We start from the raw sequence: 777 nt of genomic DNA on the forward strand, positions 1-777 counted from the left end.
ATAGTGGATGTGCTCCGGCTCCCGCTTCGCGGGGTTCGGTGGGATCACGTGTGCGTCCACGTCCACGGGCCGTTCGAGGGCAGGGTTCGCCCAGGCCCGAGGAATCCCCGTCTCCTCGGCCAGCTCGCGTAGGGCTGCGTCCAGGAGCGAGGCGTCGTCCGGCTCGATGTGCCCGCCGGGAAGGAGCCATCGGTTCAGGCTGCGGTGGCGGATCTGGAGGACTCGGCGATCAGAGGTGACTGCGACCACTCCGCAGGTCACGTGGCCGGGTGTGGTCGTCCTGGAGGCCAGGGGCGCGTCGCTTCCGCGGGATGCTTCCAACAGAGGGGCCAAGGACTCGGTGTCCTCCGGGTGCGCGTCGAGATGCGCACGGATCGTCTTGGCGATGTCGTCGTTCGTGACGGGCACGGGCGTTCACTCCTCGTTGAAGCATCGCAGCCAGGACCGGGCGATGATTTCACGCTCCCGGTTGCCGACCTCGTGTAGGCCCGGCTCCATGGCTCGTCCCGACGACAGCAGCGCGAGGGCCGCGAGGATCTCGCCTTGGACAAGAAAGATGAACGGGCCGACCGCAGCGCCATGAACGAAGTTGACCGCATTTCCATCGTTGAGCAGATAGAAATGATGGTTCCACGAGGACAGACGGCTGAGGTGTGGGCCGAGCCGGTCGACGCGGTAGGTTCCGCGGAGCGAGGCGAGGTTCAGTTCGTCGTCCGACGATGTCACGGACGCCACGTAGGAGCCGGGCCGCAGGTAGGTGAAGTCTTCGCCCTCCAG

The 777-nt window shown here is 66.4% G+C and carries 2 protein-coding genes; both read right to left on the bottom strand.

Annotated elements, in window-relative coordinates; genetic code table 11:
* The coding region (locus tag AC08OU_RS23800) for an NUDIX hydrolase (protein WP_476605869.1) at positions 1 to 408 on the bottom strand (408 nt) is incomplete at its 3' end.
* A gap of 6 nt (positions 409 to 414) precedes the next feature.
* Positions 415 to 777, bottom strand: a 363-nt coding sequence (locus tag AC08OU_RS23805; RefSeq protein WP_476605870.1) for a Rossmann-fold NAD(P)-binding domain-containing protein, incomplete at its 5' end; no start/stop codon positions are given.

The organism is Frankia sp. CcMO1, from assembly GCF_977945845.1.